This window comes from Streptomyces bauhiniae (assembly GCF_004784475.1).
Taxonomy (GTDB): domain Bacteria; phylum Actinomycetota; class Actinomycetes; order Streptomycetales; family Streptomycetaceae; genus Streptomyces; species Streptomyces seoulensis.
The window spans coordinates 600735-618839 of sequence record NZ_SRRT01000006.1; the positions used below are offsets into that span (position 1 = coordinate 600735).

16 protein-coding genes are annotated in these 18105 nt (G+C 72.8%); 12 read left to right on the plus strand and 4 right to left on the minus strand.

Features of this window, described 5'->3' with window-relative positions; translation table 11 throughout:
• Positions 1-109: 109 nt before the first annotated feature.
• A complete protein-coding gene (locus E5083_RS22560; RefSeq protein WP_208754123.1) occupies positions 110-949 on the plus strand; it encodes a hypothetical protein in 840 nt (279 codons plus the stop codon).
• An 82-nt stretch (positions 950-1031) separates the two neighbouring features.
• On the opposite strand, the gene disA is transcribed toward E5083_RS22560, so the two are convergent.
• Positions 1032-2156 (minus strand): DNA integrity scanning diadenylate cyclase DisA, encoded by a 1125-nt coding sequence (gene disA / locus E5083_RS22565; RefSeq protein WP_135787480.1) that lies wholly within the window; start codon positions 2154-2156, stop codon positions 1032-1034.
• 80 nt (positions 2157-2236) lie between these two features.
• Positions 2237-3646, minus strand: coding sequence for a DNA repair protein RadA (gene radA / locus E5083_RS22570; protein WP_135787481.1), 1410 nt, complete (start codon positions 3644-3646; stop codon positions 2237-2239).
• 244 nt (positions 3647-3890) lie between these two features.
• Here radA and E5083_RS22575 point away from each other — a divergent pair, with 244 nt between their 5' ends.
• Positions 3891-5594, plus strand: a complete 1704-nt coding sequence (locus E5083_RS22575) for a BACON domain-containing protein (protein ID WP_425276741.1) — start codon at positions 3891-3893, stop codon at positions 5592-5594.
• On the opposite strand, the gene E5083_RS22580 is transcribed toward E5083_RS22575, so the two are convergent.
• Complete coding sequence (locus E5083_RS22580; RefSeq protein ID WP_135787483.1) at positions 5591-6424, minus strand: DUF3109 family protein; 834 nt, start codon at positions 6422-6424, stop codon at positions 5591-5593. The genes E5083_RS22575 and E5083_RS22580 overlap by 4 nt on opposite strands.
• A 71-nt stretch (positions 6425-6495) precedes the next feature.
• Here E5083_RS22580 and E5083_RS22585 point away from each other — a divergent pair, with 71 nt between their 5' ends.
• From E5083_RS22585 to ilvD, 4 genes are all read left to right on the plus strand, one after another.
• Positions 6496-7428 carry a Ppx/GppA family phosphatase gene (locus E5083_RS22585; RefSeq protein ID WP_135787484.1) on the plus strand — a complete coding sequence of 311 codons (933 nt, stop codon included), beginning with the start codon at positions 6496-6498 and terminating at the stop codon, positions 7426-7428.
• 86 nt (positions 7429-7514) lie between these two features.
• The gene (locus E5083_RS22590) at positions 7515-8327 is read left to right on the plus strand and encodes a sugar phosphate isomerase/epimerase family protein (protein ID WP_135787485.1); all 813 of its coding nucleotides are present in this window, start codon (positions 7515-7517) and stop codon (positions 8325-8327) included.
• Entirely contained in the window at positions 8324-8929 is a 606-nt protein-coding gene (locus E5083_RS22595) for a TetR/AcrR family transcriptional regulator (RefSeq protein WP_135787486.1), read from the plus strand. Before E5083_RS22590 ends, E5083_RS22595 begins: the two co-directional genes overlap by 4 nt.
• A 177-nt stretch (positions 8930-9106) precedes the next feature.
• A complete protein-coding gene (ilvD, locus tag E5083_RS22600) occupies positions 9107-10960 on the plus strand; it encodes a dihydroxy-acid dehydratase (protein ID WP_135787487.1) in 1854 nt (617 codons plus the stop codon).
• A gap of 37 nt (positions 10961-10997) precedes the next feature.
• Here the strand turns inward: ilvD and E5083_RS22605 are convergent, their stop codons facing one another.
• Entirely contained in the window at positions 10998-13118 is a 2121-nt protein-coding gene (locus E5083_RS22605; protein WP_135787488.1) for a protein kinase domain-containing protein, read from the minus strand.
• Between the two features lie 205 nt (positions 13119-13323).
• Here E5083_RS22605 and E5083_RS22610 point away from each other — a divergent pair, with 205 nt between their 5' ends.
• From E5083_RS22610 to proC, 6 genes are all read left to right on the plus strand, one after another.
• Positions 13324-13635 (plus strand): SH3 domain-containing protein, encoded by a 312-nt coding sequence (locus tag E5083_RS22610; protein WP_135787489.1) that lies wholly within the window; start codon positions 13324-13326, stop codon positions 13633-13635.
• A 45-nt stretch (positions 13636-13680) separates the two neighbouring features.
• A complete protein-coding gene (locus E5083_RS22615) occupies positions 13681-14193 on the plus strand; it encodes an EamA/RhaT family transporter (RefSeq protein ID WP_135787490.1) in 513 nt (170 codons plus the stop codon).
• A gap of 74 nt (positions 14194-14267) precedes the next feature.
• On the plus strand, positions 14268-15065 hold the full coding sequence (locus tag E5083_RS22620; protein WP_425276742.1) for a class I SAM-dependent methyltransferase: 798 nt from the start codon (positions 14268-14270) through the stop codon (positions 15063-15065).
• A gap of 115 nt (positions 15066-15180) precedes the next feature.
• A complete protein-coding gene (locus tag E5083_RS22625; protein WP_135787492.1) occupies positions 15181-15969 on the plus strand; it encodes an ABC transporter ATP-binding protein in 789 nt (262 codons plus the stop codon).
• A complete protein-coding gene (locus E5083_RS22630; RefSeq protein WP_135787493.1) occupies positions 15966-16739 on the plus strand; it encodes an ABC transporter permease in 774 nt (257 codons plus the stop codon). Before E5083_RS22625 ends, E5083_RS22630 begins: the two co-directional genes overlap by 4 nt.
• A gap of 63 nt (positions 16740-16802) precedes the next feature.
• Complete coding sequence (proC, locus tag E5083_RS22635) at positions 16803-17615, plus strand: pyrroline-5-carboxylate reductase (protein WP_130338395.1); 813 nt, start codon at positions 16803-16805, stop codon at positions 17613-17615.
• Positions 17616-18105: the final 490 nt, after the last annotated feature.

Here is an 18105-nt window from a genome sequence, read left to right on the forward strand (position 1 = left end):
ACAAGATGCCGGTGCGCGAGGGAAGTTACCGGGATGATGATCCGGAAAAGTTGATGAGAGGGCGGCGGGGGACGCGAGTCGTGGGCATGATCTCTCGTAGAGTTCCCGCGTGGGATCTCTGCGCAATCCGGTCGGGCCGCTTCCCTCCTCCATCTACTGGCGACGGAGGGTCGTCATCGTGTCCGTGATCGCCCTGTTGGCGCTCGTGGTCACCTGGATCGTCGTGTCGGGCGGCGGGGGAGGCAAGAACGGTGCCAACGGGCCCGACGGCAAGAATCCCGCCTCCACGATCACGCCGGGCCCCACGTCCTCGGGCCCCGCGATCAGCCAACACCCCGGCGGACGCGACGAGTCGGGCGGTGGCGGCTCCGGTGACGGCGGTTCCGGCGACGGCTCCGGCTCGGGTGACGGGTCGGGCGACGGCTCCGGTTCGGACGGCTCCGGTGACGGTGACTCCGGCTCAGGTACGGGCGGTTCGGGCTCGGCGTCCGGCACGGGCGGCGGCAGTGTCGGCGCGGGCGACGCGCTGGCCGCGTCCTCCCCGCTCCCGGTGTGCGCGCCGGGCAAGGTCACGGTGAGCCTGCGCAGCAAGCACAACTCCTTCTCGCCGGACGAGACCCCCACCTTCGAACTCACCGTCCGCAACAGCTCGTCCGGCGACTGCAAGGTCGACCTCGGCCCCGAGCACACGATCCTCGCGATCACCCCGGCCGACGGCGACGACCCCTACTGGTCCTCCGACGACTGCCCCAAGGGCACCAAGAGCCTGGTCTTCCGCGTCCCGGCCGAGGAGAGCATCACCTACACGGTCAAGTGGGACCGCCACCCGAGCGCCGCCAAGTGCGCGACCCCGCCGGCCGGCAAGGCGAAGCCGGGCACATACCTGTTGGAGGCCAAGGCATCGGGCTTCGCCAAGACCCAGACGTCGTTCGTCCTGTCGGCGGACTAGAGGCTGGGATGCCGGTCGAGCTGTGAGTTTTTAGGGGCGCGGGGAACTGCGCGACCAGCCCCCACGCACCCGCACCCGAAAACTAGACGTACCGCTCCAGAATGGAAGACTCGGCAAGCCGCGAAAGCCCCTCCCGCACGCTACGAGCCCGAGCCTCCCCCACCCCGTCAACAGCCTGCAGATCATCCACGCTGGCAGCGAGCAACTTCTGCAGACCCCCGAAGTGCTCCACCAGCCGATCGATGATCGCCCCCGGCAGCCGGGGAACCTTCGCCAGCAACCGGAACCCACGAGGCGAAACCGCCGAGTCCAGAGACTCGGGAGACGCGGTGTACCCCAACCCCCGCGCCACAGTCCCCAGTTCGAGCAGCTCCGCATGGCTCAGCGCGTCCAGCTCGAACAACGCCTCCTCCACCGTCCGCGACCGCTTCGCCGTCGGCTCGGGCACGTAGTCCCGCACGACCAGCTCACGGTCCGGCTCGACCCCCGCGATCAGCTCCTCGAGCTGGAGCGCCAGCAGCCGCCCGTCCGTACCCAGCTCGACCACGTACTCCGCGATCTCGGTGGCGATGCGCCGGACCATCTCCAGCCGCTGCGCCACCGCGGAGACGTCCCGGACCGTCACCAGGTCCTCGATCTCCAGCGCGGACAGCGTGCCCGCGACCTCGTCCAGGCGGAGCTTGTACCGCTCCAGCGTGGCCAGCGCCTGGTTCGCGCGGGAGAGGATCGCCGCCGAGTCCTCCAGGACCCGGCGCTGCCCGTCGACGTACAGCGCGATCAGCCGCATCGACTGGGACACCGAGACCACGGGGAAGCCGACCTGCTTGGAGACGCGGTCGGCGGTGCGGTGCCGGGTGCCGGTCTCCTCGGTGGGGATCGTGGGGTCCGGGACGAGCTGGACGCCGGCGCGCAGGATCTTCGACAGGTCCGAGGAGAGGACGATGCCGCCGTCCAGCTTGCACAGCTCGCGCAGCCGGGTCGCGGTGAACTCCACGTCCAGCACGAAACCGCCGGTGCACATCGCCTCGACCGTCTTGTCCCAGCCCAGCAGGATCAGGCCGCCGGTGTTGCCGCGCAGGACCCGCTCCAGACCGTCGCGCAGGGCCGTGCCCGGGGCAACGGCGCTCAGCGAGGCGCGCATCAGGCCATCGGCACCGGCACTCCCACCGGACTTTCCGGGAGCTGCTGCCCGGTCGTTGGCTGCCACTGCACTCCTCCGGTCGCAGGTTCTGACGCGCTTCCGTCACGGCACGCGTTTCGCACGGACGGGCGAGACCTGCGCAAAGTCTACCGGCGGTCCTCCGTCTCCCGCGGGGCCTCTCGGCGACGGGAGCGGGGCAGCACCCGCAGCGCGTCCCCCATGTCGGCCACCTCCACGACCTTCATCCCGGCCGGGACCTTGCCCGGATCGCCCGGTACGAGCGCGTGCGTGAAGCCCAGCCGGGCCGCCTCGGCGAGCCTGCGCTGCACGCCTGTGACGCGTCTGACCTCGCCGGCGAGACCCACCTCACCGATGGCGACCAGGTTCTTCGGGAGCGGGGTGTCGCTGGCCGCCGAGGCGAGCGCCAGCGCGATGGCCAGGTCGGCGGCGGGCTCGGACAGCTTCACCCCGCCGACGGTCGCGGAGTAGATGTCCCGCTTGCCGAGCGCGCTGATCCGGCCGCGCTGCTCCAGCACCGCCAGCATCATCGAGACGCGGGAGGTCTCCAGGCCGGAAGTGGTGCGGCGGGGGGAGGGGATCTGGGAGTCCACGGTGAGCGCCTGCACCTCGGCCACCAGCGGGCGGCGCCCCTCCAGGGTCACGGTCAGACAGGTGCCGGGCACCGGCTCGGCGCGCCGGGTGAGGAAGAGGCCGCTGGGGTCGGCGAGGCCGGTGATGCCCTCGTCGTGCAGCTCGAAGCAGCCGACCTCGTCCGTCGCCCCGTACCGGTTCTTCACGCCGCGGACCAGGCGGAGGCGGGCGTGCCGGTCGCCCTCGAAGCTCAGGACCACGTCGACCAGATGCTCCAGCAGGCGGGGGCCCGCGATGGCGCCGTCCTTGGTGACATGGCCCACCAGCAGGGTGGACATGCCGCGCTCCTTGGAGGCGCGGATCAGGGCGCCGGCCACCTCGCGGACCTGGGCCATGCCACCGGGGGCGCCGTCGATCTCGGGGGAGGCGACGGTCTGCACCGAGTCCAGGATCAGCAGGGAGGGCTTGACCGCGTCCAAGTGGCCCAGAACGGCGGCCAGATCGGTCTCGGCGGCGAGATAGAGGTGGTCGTCCAGGGCCTTGATGCGGTCGGCGCGCATCCGCACCTGGCTCGCGGACTCCTCGCCGGTGACATAGAGGGTCTTGTGCTCCTCGCTCGCCGACTTGGCCGCCACGTCGAGCAGCAGCGTGGACTTGCCGACGCCCGGCTCGCCCGCGAGCAGAACCACCGCGCCGGGTACGAGTCCGCCGCCGAGCACCCGGTCCAGCTCGGGGACGCCGGTGGAGCGGGCGGTGGCCTGGCGGCCGTCGACCTGGCCGATGGGCAGGGCGGAGCTGGTGACGCGGCCCGGCGCCGTCGTACGGACCGCGGGCGCGCCGTACTCCTCGACCGTGCCCCACGCCTGGCACTCGGGGCAGCGGCCGAGCCACTTGGCCGTCTGCCAGCCGCACTCGGTGCAGCGGTAGGACGGACGCTCCTTGGCGGACTTGGTACGGGTGGCCATGCGGAAACCGTAGCCCCCGCCACTGACAACGCCCGCCGCCCGGCCTCGGAGGGCGCGCGAGCGGGGCGCACGCCGGGGCATCGGGGCGCACGCGGAGTGAATGGTTCCGGATGCCGTCCACCGGGTTCGCGCCCGCTCCCCGGAGGCCGGTGTCCCCTTATGAGGGATCGTTTCACCCGTACGGATTAAAAGTGCTCAAGGTGCAAGTAGGGGCACTCCGCCGACGCCTACGGTCGCACAGGTGATGAGCAGCACTCCGGAGACCACGACCCGCACCACCGGCGCACACCGGGCGCAACGGGCGCACCGGGAGGCGCGCGACCGATCCGCGGCGCGGAACATCGCCCAGCGGGCGTCGTCGCGCCATGAGGCGTATCTGGACGGCCTGTTCACCTACTGCCTGTCGGTGCTGTGCGACCACGACGCGGCCACCGCCGCCCTGGGCGAGGTCCTCGTCATCGCCGAGCGGCGCGGCCGCCGCGACCCGCAGACCCCCGGCGACCGCCGGGCCTGGCTGTACGCGCTGGCCCGCTGGGCCTGTCTGCGCGGCCTCGCCGAGGCCCGCCGCAAACGCCAGGCCACCCACGCCGCCGGCCGCCCCGCCCAGGGCGCTCCGGCGCCCGAACCCGCGCCGCCCGCCGAGGTGCTGGAGCTGCGCCGCCGCGAACTCGCCCTGCTGGCCTGGCCGGAGGCGGCCGGGACCACGCCCGAGCAGCGCGAGGCGCTGGAGCTGGCCGTCCGGCACAAGCTCACCGCCCCCGAGGTCGCCGCCGTGCTCGGGCTGGAGCCCGCCGCCGCCCGCGAACTGCTGGCCTCCGCCGCCTGCGAGGTCGAACGCACCCGCGCCGCCCTCGCCGTGGTGGAGACCGGGGGCTGCCCGAGCGTGGCCCACCTCACCGGCGACAGCCAGTTGATGCTCAGCGCGGCCCTGCGCCGTGAGCTGGTCCGGCACGTCGACGACTGCCCGCGCTGCCGCCGTACCGCCGAGCGCGCCGTCCCCGGCCGCTGGCCCGGCGCCGCGGTCACCCCCGCCGAGCTGCCCGTGCTGCCCGCGCCCCGCGCCGCCCTGCGCTCCGCGCTCGCCCACCCACCGCGCGCCCGGTCCGCCGCCGTGCCGCGCTTCGACCGGCGCGGCTTCCCGATGGACCCCAAGGACCGCGCGGCCCGCCGGGACAAGCTCCGTTCGCGTGCCGTCACCACGACCGTCGTCGCCACCGTGGTCGCCGCCCCCGTGCTCGCCCTGTGGGCCGCCTACCGGGGCGCCCCCACCCTCGGCGGCGACGACAGCCCCGGCGCCGCCCGCGAGGCGGACGGCCCCGGCGCGCTCGGCGGCGACCCGGCGGGCGGCTACCAGAACGCGGGCAACGCCAGCGTGAAGCCCGGCACCCGGCCCGCCGAGAAGGGCAAGTCGGACGTCTCCGTGGAGGTCGTCAGCGTCAACGGCGCCGGGGAGAAGGACGCCGGCCGGCTCGCGGTCGCTGCCGCCCACCACGGCGACACCACGCTGATCACCCTCAGCGCCTCCGGCGACACCCCGGTGCGCTGGTCCGCGACCACCTCCGCGCCCTGGCTCTATCTGAGCCGGTCGGCGGGCACCCTCGATCCGGGCGACTCGGTCACGGTCAAGGTGTACGTCGACCATCTGCGCGAGCCTTCGGGCCACTGGCGGGCCCGCGTGGCCGTCGCCCCGGCCGGCGCGGTCGTCACCATCGACGGCAACGGCCCGGCCCCGACGCCGTCCCGCCCGCAGCCCAGCCCGGACCCGACGACGCCGACCGCTCCGCCCTCTTCTTCCAGCCCGCCGAGTCAGTCCCCGCCGCCGTCCAGCACCTCTCCGAGCCCGGACCCCGAGCCGTCCGATCCGCCCTCGTCACCCTCTTCCCACCCGCCGGACTCGTCCCCGCCGCCGGGCGACGACGAGGACACCCCGAGTCCCACCGACGGTTAGGCCGGGTCCGCCGGGTGCGGAGCCACCAGCGGCAACTGCGACGCCAGCCGCTGCTCGCACAGCTCGACCAGGCGGTCGTAGCCCGCCTTGCCCATCAGCTCGGTCAGCTCGGCCCGGTAGGAGACGTAGACCGGGTCGCCCGCGCCGTGCGCCGAGGTGGCCGAGGTGCACCACCAGTGCAGGTCGTGGCCGCCGGGGCCCCAGCCGCGCCGGTCGTACTCGCCGATGGACACCTGCAGGACGCGGGTGTCGTCGGGGCGGTCGATCCAGTCGTAGGTGCGGCGGATCGGTAGCTGCCAGCACACGTCCGGCTTGGTCTCCAGCGGCTCCCGGCCCTCCTTGAGCGCCAGGATGTGCAGCGAGCAGCCCGCGCCGCCCGCGAAGCCGGGCCGGTTCTGGAAGATGCACGAGCCCTCGAAGGGACGCGTCTGCCGCGAACCCTCCTCGTCCTCCGAGACCCAGCCGCCCGCCAGCCCCTCGTCGTGGTGCTGCCAGATCTCCGGGGTGAGCCGGGCCACGTGCTCCGCGACCCGCTTCTCGTCGTCCTCGTCGGAGAAGTGCGCGCCCAGCGTGCAGCAGCCGTCGGCCGCGCGGCCGGCCTGGATGCCCTGGCAGCCCTGGCCGAAGATGCAGGTCCAGCGGGAGGTCAGCCAGGTCAGGTCGCAGCGGAAAATCTGCTCGTCGTCGGCGGGGTCGGGGAACTCCACCCACGCGCGCGCGAAGTCGAGGCCCTTCTCGTCGTCCTTGAGGGCCTTGTCGGCTTTGCGCGACTTGGTCGGCTTGTCAGGCTTGGCGGCCTTGTTGACCTTTGCCTTTTTCGTCTTTGGCACCCGTCCAGGGTAAGACGCATGAGGGCCGTACGGGCACCGCGGAACGGGCTTCTGGCAGTAGCGTTTCGTCCATGAGACTCGGTGTCCTGGACGTGGGCTCGAACACGGTGCATCTGCTGGTGGTGGACGCCCACCCCGGCGCCCGTCCGCTGCCCGCCCACTCCCACAAGGCCGACCTGCGGCTCGCCCAACTCCTCGACGACAGCGGCGCGATCGGCGACGAGGGCATCGAAAGCCTCGTCGCCGTCGTCCGGGACGCCCTCCAGGCCGCCGAGGACAAGGGCGTCGAGGACCTGCTGCCGTTCGCCACCTCCGCCGTGCGCGAGGCCCGCAACGCCGACGACGTCCTCGCGCGCGTCGCCGACGAGACCGGCGTCCGCCTCCAGGTGCTCAGCGGCGCCGAGGAGGCCCGGCTCACCTTCCTCGCCGTCCGCCGCTGGTTCGGCTGGTCCGCGGGCAAGCTCCTCGTCCTCGACATCGGCGGCGGCTCGCTGGAGATCGCCTACGGCATCGACGAGGAGCCCGACGCGGCCGCCTCCCTGCCCCTCGGCGCCGGCCGCCTCACCGCCGGCTGGCTGCGCGAGGACCCGCCGACCTCCGACGAGGTACGCGCGCTGCGCCGCCACGCGCGCGCGGAGATCGCCCGTACCGTCGGCGAGTTCAGCCGCTTCGGCGCCCCCGACCATGTGGTCGCCACCTCCAAGACCTTCAAGCAGCTCGCCCGGATCGCGGGCGCCGCGCGGGACGCCGACGGCCTCTATGTCCAGCGCGAGCTGAAGCGGGAGTCGCTGGAGGCATGGGTGCCCCGGCTCGCCGCGATGTCCGCGGCGCAGCGTGCCGAGCTGCCCGGAGTCTCCGAGGGCCGGGCGGGGCAGATCCTCGCCGGGGCGCTGGTGGCCGAGGGGGCGATGGACCTGTTCGGCGTGGAGAGCCTGGAGATCTGTCCGTGGGCGCTGCGCGAGGGCGTGATCCTGCGGCGCCTGGACCACATGGGCTCGGCGTGAACGGTGTCGCGGGCCCGCGATGGCGAAGCTCACACCGGCCCGGGCACACCCCTCGTCCCCGGTATCCCACCCCGTAAGGTGTGTTCGTGGCTGAACCAAGGGACGTAAAGGTCGCCCTGTCGACGGCCTCGGTCTACCCGGAGTCGACGGCGACGGCCTTCGAGATCGCCGCGCGCCTCGGCTACGACGGCGTCGAGGTCATGGTGTGGACCGACCCCGTCAGCCAGGACATCGAGGCGCTGCGCCGCCTCTCCGACCACCACGGCGTGCCGATCCTCGCCGTGCACGCGCCCTGCCTGCTGATCACCCAGCGGGTCTGGTCCACCGACCCCTGGACCAAGCTGCGCCGCGCGCGGTCGGCCGCCGAGAAGCTGGGCGCCTCCACCGTCGTCGTCCACCCGCCCTTCCGCTGGCAGCGGCAGTACGCCCGCGAGTTCGTCGACGGCATCTGGCGCATGGCCGACGAGACCGACGTGCGGTTCGCCGTCGAGAACATGTACCCCTGGCGCTACCGCGACCGCGAACTGCTCGCCTACGCCCCCGAGTGGGACGTCACCAAGGACGACTACCGGCACTTCACGATCGACCTCAGCCACACCGCGACCGCCCGCACCGACGCCCTCGGCATGATCGACCGCATGGGCGACCGGCTCGGCCACGTCCACCTCGCCGACGGCCGGGGCTCCGCCAAGGACGAGCACCTGGTGCCGGGCCGCGGCACCCAGCCCTGCGCCGAACTGCTGGACCGCCTCACCCGCACCGGCTTCGACGGCCATGTCGTCATCGAGGTCAACACCCGCCGGGCCATGTCCAGTGCGGAGCGCGAGGCCGACCTCGCCGAGGCCCTCGCCTTCACCCGCCGCCACCTCGCGGCCGGCGCCGGGGTGCCCCGGCCGTGAGCGAGCCCACCGCACGGCGCCGGGGACGGCCCCCGCGCGCCGAGTCCGGCGACACCCGCGACCGCATCCTCGGCGCCGCCCGCGAGGAGTTCTCCGAACGCGGCTACGAGAAGACCTCCGTACGCGGCATCGCCAAGGCCGCCGGGGTCGACTCCGCGCTGGTCCACCACTACTTCGGCACCAAGGAGCAGGTCTTCGAGGCCGCCGTCTCGGTCGCCTTCGCGCCCGCCCTCGCCGCGCCGGAAGCGATCGCCGAGGGCCCGCTGGACTCGGTGGGGGAGCGGCTGACCCGGTTCGTGCTGGGCGTGTGGGAGAACCCCGCCACGCGCACCCCGCTGCTGGCCATCGTCCGCTCCGCCGTCAACAACGACACCGCTGCCGCCGTGTTCCGCCGCCTGATCGCCGCCCAGCTCCTGGGCCGCATCGCCGGGCGCCTGGACGTGCCGGACGCCGAGCTGCGCGTCGAGCTGGCCGCCGCGCAACTGGTCGGCACGGCCATGCTGCGCTACGTGATCAAGGTGGAGCCGCTGGCCTCGGCCGACCTGGAGCGCATCGTGGCCCGGCTGGCACCGGTGGTGCAGGGGCATCTCACGGGGGAGTGAGGCGGGACTGGGCGAGGGGGCGCGCTGGGAGTGCGGCGTGGGGCGCGCGGGGGGCCGGGCGCCAAGACGTCCGTCCCGCATTCCGGACACTTCGTCCCGCCCCGTGGATGACCGGCGTACGCTCGGGAGCAGTCAGAAGTCTCTCTGACCGGTCTTCTCTAGAAGGAGCGAGCGACGATGCCCGAGCTGAGGTCCCGCACAGTCACCCACGGCCGCAACATGGCGGGCGCCCGCGCCCTTATGCGTGCCTCGGGTGTACCCGGTGCGGACATCGGCCGCAAGCCCGTCATCGCGGTCGCCAACTCCTTCACCGAGTTCGTCCCCGGCCACACCCACCTCCAGCCGGTCGGCCGCATCGTCAGCGAGGCGATCACGGCCGCGGGCGGCATCCCGCGCGAGTTCAACACCATCGCCGTGGACGACGGCATCGCCATGGGCCACGGCGGCATGCTCTACTCCCTGCCCTCCCGCGACCTGATCGCGGACTCGGTGGAGTACATGGTGGAGGCCCACTGCGCCGACGCCCTGGTCTGCATCTCCAACTGCGACAAGATCACGCCGGGCATGCTGATGGCCGCGCTGCGGCTGAACATCCCGACCGTGTTCGTCTCCGGCGGGCCCATGGAGTCCGGCCGCGCCACCCTGGTCGACGGCACCGTGCGCACGCTGGACCTGGTCGACGCGATCTCCGACGCGGTCAACGACAAGATCTCCGACGAGGACATCCTCCGTATCGAGGAGAACGCCTGCCCGACCTGCGGTAGCTGTTCCGGCATGTTCACCGCCAACTCGATGAACTGCCTCACCGAGGCCATCGGCCTCTCCCTGCCCGGCAACGGCTCGGTCCTCGCCACCCACACCGCCCGCAAGGCGCTGTACGAGGACGCGGCCCGCACGGTCATGGACATCACCCGGCGCTACTACGAGCAGGACGACGAGACGGTCCTGCCCCGCTCCATCGCCTCCTTCGCGGCCTTCGAGAACGCGATGGCGCTGGACATCGCCATGGGCGGCTCCACCAACACGATCCTGCACCTGCTGGCCGCCGCCCAGGAGGCGGGCGTCCCCTTCGGCCTCCCGGAGATCGACGCCGTCTCCCGCCGCGTGCCGTGCCTGGCCAAGGTCGCGCCCAACGTGGCGAAGAACCGCACGTACTACATGGAGGACGTGCACCGCGCCGGCGGCATCCCCGCCCTCCTCGGCGAACTGCACCGCGCGGGCCTGCTCAACGAGGACGTCCACTCCGTCCACAGCCCGTCCCTGGCCGACTGGCTGAAGACCTGGGACGTGCGCGGCGGCTCCCCGTCCGCCGAGGCCGTCGAGCTGTGGCACGCGGCCCCCGGCTGCGTCCGCTCCGCCGAAGCCTTCTCCCAGTCCGAGCGCTGGGACTCCCTGGACGACGACGCCGAGGGCGGCTGCATCCGCTCCGCCGAGCACGCCTACTCCAAGGACGGCGGCCTCGCCGTCCTCAAGGGCAACCTCGCCGTCGACGGCTGCGTGGTGAAGACCGCGGGCGTCGACGAGTCGGTGTGGACCTTCGAGGGGCCCGCCGTGGTCTGCGAGTCCCAGGAGGAGGCCGTCCAGCGCATCCTCACCCAGGAGGTCAAGGACGGCGACGTGGTCGTCATCCGCTACGAGGGCCCCAAGGGCGGCCCCGGCATGCAGGAGATGCTCTACCCGACCTCGTACCTCAAGGGCCGCGGCCTCGGGAAGACCTGCGCCCTGATCACCGACGGCCGCTTCTCCGGCGGCACCTCGGGCCTCTCCATCGGCCACGCCTCCCCCGAAGCGGCCTCCGGCGGCACCATCGCCCTGGTCCAGGACGGCGACCGCATCCGCATCGACATCCCCAACCGCACCATCGACCTCTTGGTGGACGACGCCGAACTCGCCCGCCGCGAAGCCGACTTGAACGGCGTCTACGCGCCCGCCAACCGCACCCGCAAGGTCTCCGCCGCCCTGCGCGCCTACGCGGCCATGGCCACCAGCGCCGACAGGGGCGCCGTCCGCGACGTCTCCCTCCTGGGCTGACCCGCTCGGGCTCTCCGGCGGCCGGTGCGCTCCACGCTCACCAGGCCGCCGGATCAGCCGTGTTCACCGCGAACACCGACCCGTCCGGCGCCCCCGCGTACACATGGCCCAGCGCCAGCACCGGCGTCGGCAGCCCCGCCGTCACCCGGTCCGCCCGCGCGCCGAGCCGGGGCCGGGTCTGGCCCGCGAGGGTGCCCCGGCGGACGTCCACCGCGAGCAGCCGCCCGTCGGCGGCCGAGAAGTACACTCGCCGCCCGTCCGTCACCGGCGCCGAACCCCGGCTCACCGTCGTCTCCAGGTGCCACAACGGCTTGCCCGCCGCCATGTCCACCGCGTCCAGCCCCCCGTTGGCCGCGAGCAGGTACACCACCCCGTCCCGCACGGTGGCCTGAGCGTCCGGCCGGGGCCCCAGCAGCGCAACCCGGTGCGTCGAGCCCGACTTCACCTCGTACCGCACGAGCCCGTTGGTGTCCCCGTACACCGGATCGTCGTCGAGGAAGTACACGAACCCGCCCTCGGCGCCCACCGGTTCGACCATCCCGGACATCCGCTCACTCCACCGCACGGCCCCGGACGCCGGGTCGAACGCTGTGACCCGCGTACTCCGCCCGTCCGCCGAGGTCACCGTCGCGTACCCGTCACTCCCGGCGCCGAAGGCGTCGATACGCGGCCGGGTCCCGTCCGGCAACGGCAGCCGCCACTTCTCCTTCCCCGAACCACTCTCCGCCCCCATGACCACCCCGTCCGCCCGGGTCGTCACCAGCGTGTCCCCGATGTACCGCGTCCCGGTGTCCCCGGTCAGCTCCCGCTCCCCACGCGTACGCCCCGTGCCCGGATCGAGCGCCGTCAGCCTGCCGCTCTGGTTCCGCAGCCGCAGCGCCCCGCCCGACACCACCGGCGGATCACTCCACAACGCCCCCGCGAACGCCCGCCGCCACACCACGGACCCCTTCACCGGGTCCAGCGCGAAGACCGCCCCGTCCGCCGTGCACAGCAACCTGCCCGCGCCGAGCACACACCGGGGCGCACCGGGCACCCCGGCCACCGCCTCGGACCGCCACCCCTCGAACCCGGCCGCCGTCACCGCCGGAGCCGCCTGCGGCCGCACGCCGCGCCCTTGCCCGGCCCCGGCCCACTGCACCGAGGCCACTATCCCGCCGAGGGCCAGCACCGCAGCGGTCGCCGCGAGCACCGCCCGCCCCCGCCACCGGTGCCGCTTCGGCGGGGCCGACTCGGGTGCGACCTCGGGCTCCTCCTGCTGTGGAGCGTCTCCGCCCCCGTCCGCCCCTCCCTCCCGCTGCGCCGGTATGAACGCCTGCGTGTCGTACGACGCCGCCACCGAACGCAGCGCCAGCATCAGCTCGTCCGGCGTCGGCCGGTCCTCCGGCTCCTTCGCCAGACACCGCCGCACCAGCGGCGCGAGATCCTGCGGCACCCCGGCCAGCTCCGGCTCGTCGTGCACCACCTGATAGGCCACGACATACGGACTGTCCGAGTCGAACGGCCCCCGCCCGGTCGCCGCGTGCACGATCACCGACCCGAGCGCGAACACGTCCGCCGCCGGCCCCACCTCCCGAGGCCGCCGGAACTGCTCCGGCGCCATGAACGGTGGCGTACCGATCAACTTCCCTGTCTCCGTGCGCAGTTCGCTGTCCTTCGGCCGGGAGATCCCGAAGTCGATCACCTTCGGCCCGTCCTCGGCCAGCAGCACGTTCCCCGGCTTGAGATCCCGGTGCACCACACCGACCCGGTGGATGTCCCTGAGCGCCTCGGCGAGCCCGGCCATCAGCCGCCGCACCTGCGCGGGCTCCAGCGGACCGTTCCGCTTCACCTGCTGCGACAACGTCGGCCCGGGGATGAACAGCGTCGCCATCCACGGCCGCGCCGCCTCCGGGTCCGCGTCCACCACCGGCGCGGTGAACGCACCGCTCACCCGCCGCGCGGCCGCCACCTCCTGCCGGAACCGCCCCCTGAACTCGGGGTCCCGCGCGAACTCCGCGTGCACCACCTTCACCGCAACCCGCATCCCGGAGGCGCCGCGGGCCAGATGCACCACGCCCATCCCGCCGGAACCGAGCCGCGACTCCAGCCGGTAGTGGCCGTCGTACGCCGGAAGTTCCGCTTCCGCGCCGGCTCCGGTGCTGTGCCGTGGCGCCATGGACCACCCCCGTGCTCATCGGCCGCGCGCGCGACGAAAGGAGCCTATTCGATTGCCCGTACGACACCGAGGCGGCTTGCTAACCTCCGCCTGCGAGTCGCGGCGCAGCCGTGGCCCGTCCGCCCGTCCGGCACCCGTACGCGATGCCCGGCGAGCGGCGTCACCACCCCGTGGCCGTCACGGGGTGTCACGGGGGAGGTATCTCATGTCCGACGACCACGCGCCCACGATCCTGGCCGAACCGGCGGCGACCACCGCCACGGCCGCCGCGCCCCGCTTCCCGATCGCACCGGGCACCGCCCTGAACGTCCGCAGCGGCCCCGGCACCGGCTACGGCGTCGTCCGCACGCTGCCCGCCGGCTCCAGCGTCACCCTCTACTGCCAGACGCCCGGCACCACCGTGACCGGCCCGTACGGCACGACGAAGATCTGGGACAACATCGGCTCCGGCGAGTACGTGTCCGACGCCTATGTGCACACCGGCAGCGACGGCTACGTGACCGGCCGCTGCGGCTGACGCCCCGCCCCGGAGCCCGCCGGACGGCGGAGCCATAATCGACGCGTGAGCGACGAGACCGGCACCAGCGCCACCCCGGCGGGCTCCACGAGCGGGCCCCGCCCCGAACCCCTCCGCTTCTTCGGCACGACCTGGGTGGACCACACCGGCGGCTACGCGGTCCGCCGCGCCGCCGTCGCCCTCGGCGCCCTCGCCGCGGCCGCCGTCTCCTGCCTGATCCTGCGCCTCGCCTACCAGGGCCTCCAGATCGCCGGTACCGGTTCCTTCGTGACCGTCCTGGTCATCGTCATGTTCGCGGTGTGCAGCGCGCTCGCCTTCCGCACCACCTGGGACAACTTCGGCCGCCGCCCCGACCCCGAGCGCCAGGCCCGCCTGCGCGGCCTGCTCGCCGTCGGCTTCGTCGGCACCCTCCTCGCCTGGTCCGCCCGCTCCCTCACCGAGGCGCCCGGCGAGAAACTGCACCGCGCCGAGTACGACACGGCCCGCGCCGAGTACGAGCGCACCCAGTCCCGGCGCACGGGCAACCCCGCGAAGGCCCGCAAGAAGCGCCGCGCCTGACCCCGGAGGCGGCACCGGGGGCGACGGACGAAGCCACTGTCCCCACCGGCCGCGCGCCGAGCACCATGGGCGGCATGACCGCACCAGAGGCCCCCACCGCCGAAGCCCGCGCCCACTCCTTCAACGCGGCCGCCGCGCAGTACGCCGAGAACCGCCCCTCCTATCCCCCCGCGCTCTTCGACACCATCGAGGAACTCACCGGCCGCCCCCTGACCGGAGCCCGAGCCGTGGACGTGGGCGCGGGCACCGGCATCGCCAGCGAGCTGCTGCACCAGCGGGGCGCGGGTGTGCTCGCCGTCGAGCCCGGCGCGGGCATGGCCGCCGAGTTCCGCCGCCGGAACCCGCACCTCTCCCTGGTCCGGGGCAGCGGCGACGCCCTCCCCGTGGCCGACGCCCGGGCCGACCTCGTCACCTACGCCCAGGCATGGCACTGGACCGACCCGGCCCGCTCGGTGCCGGAGGCGCTGCGCGTGCTGCGGCCGGGCGGCGCGCTCGCGCTGTGGTGGAACACCGACGCCACGGACGTCGACTGGATCGCCGCGGCCGCCACGCGCGCCGCCCGTTTCCTCGGTCTGCCCGTGCACACCGAGCAGCGCAAGGCCGCCGACCGCGTCGCCGCCGCCGATCCCAGCGGCCGGCTCGACTTCACCCGGCGCTCGGTCCGCTGGAGCCGTCACGTGCCGCTCGACACCCACCTGGCCAACATCGGCAGTCATTCCGCTTTCCTCCTCGCCCCCGAGCCCGCCCGCACCGAATTCTTCGCGGCCGAGCGCGCCCACCTGATCAAGGTCTTCCCCGACGGCCTGGTCGAGGAGACGTACGAAGTGGTTCTGCTCGTCGCCACCACCCCGGAACCCCCGACCCGCCCCTGACCAGCCCCGGAGCCGACCCTGACGCATCCCCGAGCCGAAACGGACCGACCCTGACACGGCCCGTTGACGACACCCCTTGACGACACCCAGACTCGGGAACATTATTCATCACGTGATGAATAATGTTCCCGAGCCACCCCAGCCGACGGCACCCGACGCCGTCCACGCCGCCGGCCTCACCGTCGTACGCGGCACCCGCACGGTCCTGCACGACCTCGGCTTCACCGTCCCCCGAGGCCGGATCACCGGACTGCTCGGCCCCTCCGGCTGCGGCAAGTCCACGCTGATCCGCGCCATCACCGGCACCCAGGCCAAGGTCACCGGCACCCTCGACGTCCTCGGCAGCCCCGCCGGACACCCCACCCTGCGCAGCCGCATCGGCTACGTCACCCAGGCCCCCTCGGTCTACGACGACCTCACCGTCGAACAGAACCTCGACTACTTCGCCGCGATCCTCGACCCCGGCCGCGCCGCCGCCGACCGCCGCCGCGAACACGTCACCCGCGCCATCGCCGACGTCGACCTGACCACCCACGCCGGCGCCCTGGCCGGCAACCTCTCCGGCGGCCAGCGCAGCCGCGTCTCCCTCGCCGTCGCCCTCCTCGGCACCCCCGACCTGCTCGTCCTCGACGAACCGACCGTCGGCCTCGACCCCGTACTCCGCCGCGACCTCTGGAACCTGTTCCACGAACTCGCCGACCGCGGCACCACCCTCCTCGTCTCCTCCCACGTCATGGACGAGGCCGAGCGCTGCCACCGCCTCCTCCTCATGCGCGAAGGACGCGTCCTCGCCGACGACACCCCCGAGAACCTGCGCACCCGCACCGCCACCGACACCGTGGAGGCCGCCTTCCTGCGCCTCGTCGACGAAGCGGACGCCCGCACCAAGGAGCCGACCCGATGAGCACGACGACCCCGGCCGCCCCCACCGCCGCGTTCAGCACCGCCCGCACCACCGCCACCGCGGCCCGCGTCCTGCGCCAGCTCCGCCACGACCCCCGGACCATCGCCCTGATGCTCCTCGTCCCCTGCCTGATGCTGGTCCTGCTGCGCTACGTCTTCGACGCCAGCCCGCGCACGTTCGACAACATCGGCGCCTCACTGCTCGGCATCTTCCCGCTGATCACGATGTTCCTGGTGACCTCCATCGCCACCCTGCGCGAACGCACCTCGGGCACCCTGGAACGCCTCCTCGCGATGCCGCTGGGCAAGGCCGACCTCATCGCCGGCTACGCACTCGCCTTCGGCACCGTGGCCGTCGTCCAGTCCGCGCTCGCCACCGGCCTCGCCGTCTGGCTCCTCGGCCTGGACGTCACCGGCTCACCCTGGCTGCTTCTGCTGGTCGCCCTCCTGGACGCCCTGCTCGGCACCGCCCTCGGCCTTTTCGTCTCGGCCTTCGCCGCCTCGGAGTTCCAGGCGGTCCAGTTCATGCCGGCGGTGATCTTCCCCCAGCTCCTCCTGTGCGGCCTCTTCACGCCCCGCGCGGACATGCACCCGCTGCTGGAGGCCGTTTCCGACGTACTGCCCATGTCCTACGCCGTCGACGGCATGAACGAGGTCCTCCACCACACCGACCTGACCTCGGCCTTCGTAAGGGACGTACTGATCGTCGCCGGATGCGCGCTCCTGGTCCTCGCCCTCGGCGCGGCCACCCTGCGCCGTCGCACCGACTGAGGCCGCGTCCGCCCACCGGACAAACGCCCCACCCGCCGTATCCCCGGTGCGAGGATGAACCGCATGAGCCAGAAAGTCGCAGTCCTCGGCACCGGCAAGATCGGCGAAGCCCTGCTCAGCGGGATGATCCGGGGCGGCTGGGCGCCCGCCGACCTCCTGGTCACCGCCCGCCGCCCGGAACGCGCCGAGGAACTCCGTGCCCGCCATGGAGTCACCCCGGTCAGCAACACCGAGGCCGCCAAAGGCGCCGACACCCTGATCCTCACGGTCAAGCCGCAGGACATGGGCGCCCTCCTGGACGAACTCGCCCCCCATGTCCCCGCCGACCGACTGATCATCAGCGGCGCCGCGGGCATCCCCACCTCCTTCTTCGAGGAGCGGCTCGCCGAGGGCACTCCCGTCGTCCGGGTCATGACGAACACCCCGGCCCTGGTGGACGAGGCCATGTCCGTCATCTCGCCGGGCAGCCACGCCACCGAGGAGCACGTCGCCACCGCCGAGGAGATCTTCGGGGCCGTGGGCCAGACCCTCCGCGTCCCCGAGGGCCAGCAGGACGCGTGTACGGCGCTCTCGGGTTCGGGCCCGGCGTACTTCTTCTATCTGGTCGAGGCCATGACGGACGCCGGCATCCTGCTCGGCCTGCCCCGCGACAAGGCCCACGAGCTGATCGTGCAGTCCGCGATCGGCGCCGCGACGATGCTCCGCGACAGCGGCGAGCACCCGGTGAAGCTCCGCGAGAACGTCACCTCGCCGGCCGGCACGACCATCAACGCCATCCGCGAGCTGGAGAACCACGGGGTACGGGCCGCCCTCATCGCCGCCCTGGAAGCGGCCCGCGACCGCAGCCGTGAGCTGGCCTCCGGCAAGAAGGACTGACCCCGGCAAGATCTTCGCGGGAGGGGGTTGACACTCCCTCCCCGGATGCGTAATGTACTCCGAGCTGTCCGACGTGAGCGCCGACTCCGGTCGGTCCCCGGACAGCCATCTCGCAGGGCCCACTACACATCGACACTTGCTGTCGCATGCTCGTGTGCGCATTTGCGAAATGAGGAATCCGTGTTCGAAAGGACGCGGCCCCCGATTAGCTCGGGAGCCGGGAATCCGCTAAAGTCTCACTCGTCGGAACGGCCCAGCGGGCCGGGAAGACAACCCCCTCTGACTGGGAATCAGACGCCGAAAGGATCTGATAGAGTCGGAACCGCCGGAAAGGGAAACGCGAAAGCGAAAACCTGGAAAGCACCGAGGAAATCGGATCGGAAAAAGATCTGATAGAGTCGGAAACACCGAAGGGAAGCCCGGAGGAAAGCCCGAGAGGGTGAGTACAAAGGAAGCGACCGTTCCTTGAGAACTCAACAGCGTGCTAAAA